General features: G+C 63.9%; 1 pseudogene. It reads left to right on the top strand.

The window, feature by feature from the left end:
- Window positions 1-12: 12 nt before the first annotated feature.
- A pseudogene (locus NW844_RS13140) lies at window positions 13-545 on the top strand (hypothetical protein); the annotation flags it as partial.

The following is a 545-nucleotide window of genomic DNA, read 5'->3' as shown; positions in this document are numbered from 1 at the left end:
CCGGTGGTCTCTATGCTGAAATCTTCGCCTGGTCGCCAACTGCTCTCACTTGGGATCCTCCTGCTGTCGGCAGGGGGCATGTTGTGCTTGTCCCCTCGTTTATCTTCTGCTTTGGCCAACGAACAAGCGGTTCCCGAAGCGGAGCTGGCGCTGCAGCCGCTTTTGCCGCCGGGATCGCGCATCCTCCGCTCCCGTCGGCTGAGCGACACAGAAGCCGAGATCTGGGTGGAGTCGCGCGGCGGCAGCAGCCCTGTAGTTATGCGGCTCAACGCCTCAGGCCGTTGGGAACAGGATATGAACGCTACTCTGGCGCGGGGAGCCAGCCAGATGCAGGCTCTTGCCCGGCAACAAACGGCGAGCCTGCCCGAAGGCTTTGGCCAAACTGCTCCCGACCAACCTCCGCCGGTGCCTTCTCTTCTGCAGGCTACCCAAGCTGCCTCTAGCCTGATCCCACCGGTGGATCGGGAGCAGGAAACCCAGCGGGCCTTAAGTGGGGCCGGACGGGCGGATCCCTTTGTGCCCCAAAACGTGCGTGCCCCTGAGCC

This window comes from Synechococcus sp. H55.2, assembly GCF_047462495.1.
GTDB lineage: Bacteria > Cyanobacteriota > Cyanobacteriia > Thermostichales > Thermostichaceae > Thermostichus.
This window is presented reverse-complemented; position numbering and strand designations above follow the sequence as displayed.